At 75.2% G+C, this 4,362-nt stretch carries 2 protein-coding genes; both read left to right on the top strand.

What is annotated here, in order from left to right; genetic code table 11:
• A partial coding sequence (gene mobF / locus KME75_RS40185; protein ID WP_246633755.1) for a MobF family relaxase occupies positions 1 to 3,920 on the top strand: 3,920 nt, incomplete at its 5' end.
• Between the two features lie 48 nt (positions 3,921 to 3,968).
• Positions 3,969 to 4,362: hypothetical protein (locus tag KME75_RS44465; protein WP_246633756.1), on the top strand; the 394-nt coding region annotated here is incomplete at its 3' end.

Below are 4,362 nucleotides of genomic sequence, written 5' to 3' on the forward strand. Positions count from 1 at the left end.
CCGGTCGGGAGAACTACTACACCGGTGCGGTCGCCGAGGGCGAGCCGCCGGGCCGCTGGTGGGGTGCCGGAGCCGAGCGGCTCGGCCTGACGGGGCTGGTGGACGGCCAAGACATGCGGGCGCTCTACGAGCGGTTCCTCGACCCGCGCGCGGAGGGGTTCACGGACCCGAAGCGGTGGGAGGAGGTGCCCACCCTCGGTCATACCGGGCGGCGGTACCTGTCCGAGGACGAGTTGTACGCCGCGGCGCTTGAACGGGAGCCGGACGCGTCGGCTGAACGCCGCGCTGAACTCCGCGTCGAAGCCGGGAAGGCGGCGCGGCACAACGTGGCGTTCCTGGACATGACGTTCAGCGTTCAGAAGTCGGTGACGCTGATCCATACCGCGTTCGAGGCGGAGGAGGTCAAGGCCCGCAACGCCGGCGACGAGGCCGCCGCCGCAGCGTGGGGGCAGTACCGGCAGGCGGTGGAGGACGCGATCTGGGCGGGCAACAACGCCGCCCTGGCCTACATGGCCGACAAGGCCGGCTACTCGAGGGTCGGGCACTATGGCGGCGCGGCGGGCCGGTTCGTCGATGCGCACGACTGGACGGTGGCGTCGTTCTTCCAGCACGACAGCCGCGACCACGACCCGCAGCTGCACATCCACAACGCGGTCCTCAACCGCGTTGAGGGCCCGGACGGGCAGTGGCGCACGCTGGACTCGAGGGCGATGCACAAGTGGCGGGCTGCTGCGGCGGCGGTCGCGGAGCGCACCACCGAGGAGCGGATCACGCACGCGCTCGGCATGCTCGTTGCGACCCGCCCGGATGGGAAGGCCCGCGAGATCGTTGGGGTGTCCCCGGAGGCCATGTCGCTGATCTCGACGCGGCGGCACGCGGTCACCGCGAAGGCGGCCGAGCTGATCGCCGCGTTCGAGACCCGGCACGGGCGCGCCCCGAACGGGTTGGAGCGCGACCGGCTGTCCCAGCAGGCCACGCTGATGACCCGGCGGGCGAAGTCGCACGACGGCCAGACCCGCGAGCAGCTGCTCGACCGCGTCGACGCGCGGCTGCGCGCCGACATCGACGGCGGCCTGGCCGGGGTCGCGCAGGCCGCGTTCGCCGCCCGCGAGCAGGCCCCGGCGGCGCAGGCGTGGTCCCCGCAGGCGGTGATCGAGACCGCGCTCGCCGAGGTGCAGGCCAGCAAGGCCGGCTGGACCGAGTCCGACCTGATTCGTGCCATCAACGCCGCGCTGCCCGACTACCTCGGTACCCCCGAAGGCGGCGACGTCGCCGCGTTGCTTGACCAGCTCGCCGCCGAGGCGATCACCTACGCGACCCCGCTGGATGCGCCCCGCCCCGGGGACGAGCACCTGCCCGAATCGCTGCGGCTGGCGAACGGCCGGTCGGCCTACGAGGCCCCCGGCGCGCGGCTGTTCGCGACCCCGGAGCAGGTGCGCACCGAGCGCGCGCTGGTCGCGGCCACCACCGCGCGCGGCGCGGCCGCGCTGCCCCGGGACGTGGCGCAGCGGTTCCTCGCCGGGCTCGCCGAGGCTGGGATCGAGCTCGGCGTCGACCAGGCCGCCGCCGTCCGCGGCGTGCTCACCAGCGGCGCCCGGGTCGAGACGCTCGTGGGGCCGGCCGGGACGGGGAAGTCGTTCGTGGTCGGCACGATCGCCCGCGGCTGGACCGACCCAGCCACGACCGGCGGGCCGGTGCCGCGGCGGGTGTTCGGGCTCGCCACCTCGCAGCTCGCCACCGAGGTCCTCAAGACCGAAGGGCTCACCGCGCGCAACGTCGCCGCCTGGCTCGCCGCACAGGAGCGGCTGTCCGCCGGGCCCGGTGAGGGCGGGCTACAGCTGGCTGAGCGGGATGAGGCGTTGCGGTTGCACGCGGGTGATCTCGTGGTGGTCGATGAGTCCGCGATGACTGACACGGCGGCGCTGGCCGCGATCCACAGCCGTGTGGACAGCGCCGGGGCGAAGTTGCTGCTGGTCGGGGATCACAAGCAGTTGGCCGCGGTCGGCGCCGGGGGAGGGATGGACTTGCTCGCCGCGTCCGGGGCGCGGTATGAGCTGGCCGAGGCCCGCCGGTTCGCGAACGCGTGGGAGCGGGAGGCGGGGCTGCGGCTGCGCGCCGGTGACGAGACGGTGTTGCGCAGCTACCACCAGCACGGGCGCCTGCTGGACTCCGGCACCGCGGAGGACGCGGAGGTGTCCGCGGCGCGGGCGTGGCTGGGCGACACCCTCGCCGGGCGGCGGTCGCTGCTGATCGTGGACACCAACGAGCAGGCCGCCCGGGTGTCCGCGCAGATCCGCGCCGAACTGGTCCGCCTCGGCCAGGTCGAGGAGCCCGGCGTCCTGCTCGGCTTGCAGGGCACCGTCGCGGGCGTGGGTGATCTCGTGGAGGCGCGCAAGCTCGACTGGAGCATCGCCGGGTACGAGGGCAACCGCCGGCACGCGATCAACCGCGAGCACTACCGGGTCCAGGCCGTCCGGCCCGACGGTGGGCTCGAGGTCGCCGTCGTCGAAGGCCGCACCCCGGACGGGGATGTGCTGGGTGAGCGGCTGGTGCTTCCGCCGTCGTATGTCGCCGAGCACCTGGCGCTCGGGTACGCGTCCACCGTGAACGCCGCGCAGGGCGGCACCGTGGACAGCACCCACACCGTCGTCACCGGCCGGACCGGCCCGGCCGCCCTCTACGTCGGGATGTCCCGGGGTCGGGAGGTCAACACCGCGCACGTCGCCACCCTCGCCGGGGTCGACGACCCCGCCCAGGGCACCGAGGCGCACACGCTGCACCGCGACCCGGTCGCGGTGCTCGCCCGCGTGCTCGACACCACCGAGCAGGTCGACGCCGCGAACCGGTCCGCGGTCGCCACCGCCACCGAGGCCGCCGCGCAGGCCGGGAGCGTGCGGACCGCGGCGGAGTTGCTGGCCGACGCCGCGCAGCTCGCGGCGACCGAGCGCACCGCGACCTGGCTGGACCAGCTCGTCGACGACGGGGTGATCAGCGGGCCGGAGCGGGCGCGGATCGCCGCCGAGGACGGCGCCGCCTCCCTGACCCGCATCCTGCGCCGCGCCGAGCTCGCCGGGCACGACCCGCAGCAGGTGCTGCACGACGCCGTGGCCGGGCGGCCGTTCGACGGCGCCCGCAACCTGTCCAACGTCGTCTACAGCCGCATCCGCCACGACTACCGCGACCGGCTCGACCCGGTCGGAGAGACCTTCACCGACTGGACACCCCGGGTCGACAACCCCGAATGGCGCGACTACCTCGCCGCGCTCGCCAGCGACGCCGACCAGCGGGCCGCCGAGCTGGGCCGCGAGGCCGCCGAGCAGGCCACTCCGTGGGCCGTCGAGGCGTTCGGGCCGGTCCCCGCCCATGGCGATGCTCGGCGGGCCTGGGAGCGGCAGGCCGGATCGGTGGCTGCGGTGCGCGAACTCGCCGGGCACGACGAGCTGGCCGATGCGCTCGGCCCGGCGCCGAAGCCCGGACAGGTCGAGCAGTACGCGGCCTACCGTGCGGCGTGGCGCACGCTGGGCCGGCCGGAGATCGACCGGGAAGAGCTGGAGCTGTCCGACGGGCAGCTGCGCGTGAGGGTCCGCGCCTACGAGCGGGAGACGACCTGGGGGCCGCGGTTCGTCGGGAACGAACTCGCCGGCACCCACCAAACCGCCGCCGCCCACCGGCAGACCGCCGCCCTGCGCGCCGCCGAGGCCGACGCCGCCCCCGAGCCGGGCGCGCGGGCCCGGCTGCAGCAGGAAGCCGCCCAGGCCGCCGCGCTCGCCGACGTCCTCGACACCCGGGCCGCCCAGCTGCAGAAGCTCGACGACGACCGCGCCGCGTTCCTCGCCCACACCGCCGGCACCCGCGCGGCGGCCGAGCGGGCCAAGGCCGAACTCGCCGCTCGGCACGTCGACGACACCGAACCCGAGTAGCAGGTCACCGCCGAGGAGTGGCTCGCCGCGCACCGCGCCGCCCTCGCCGTGGACGAACCCCACCGCGACATCACCGAAACCGACCTGGCCGAGGCCGACACCGCCCGGGCCGAGGCCACCGACCGCACCGCCGAGCCCGGCGCCGACGTGCACGCCACCGACGAGACCGTCGCGCCGCCGCCCGAACGCGTCGAGGTGCCCGACCGGGACCTGCGCGAGATCGCCGCCGACGAACCCGCCCCGGTCGACGAGGACACGGTGCGCGTCCCGTCGGCCGAAGAGACCTCCGACGCCATCGAGAAGGCGAACCGCGCCCTGGTCGAAATGCGCGCCCGCGACGCCGCCGACGCGCAGGAAGCCGAAGAGCACCGCGCCGAGGAACTGAACCGCTGGCACACCGACGACCACGCCGACGAGACCGCCGACGTCGACGAGGACACCG

This window comes from Pseudonocardia nigra (assembly GCF_019396355.1).
Classification (GTDB): domain Bacteria; phylum Actinomycetota; class Actinomycetes; order Mycobacteriales; family Pseudonocardiaceae; genus Pseudonocardia; species Pseudonocardia nigra.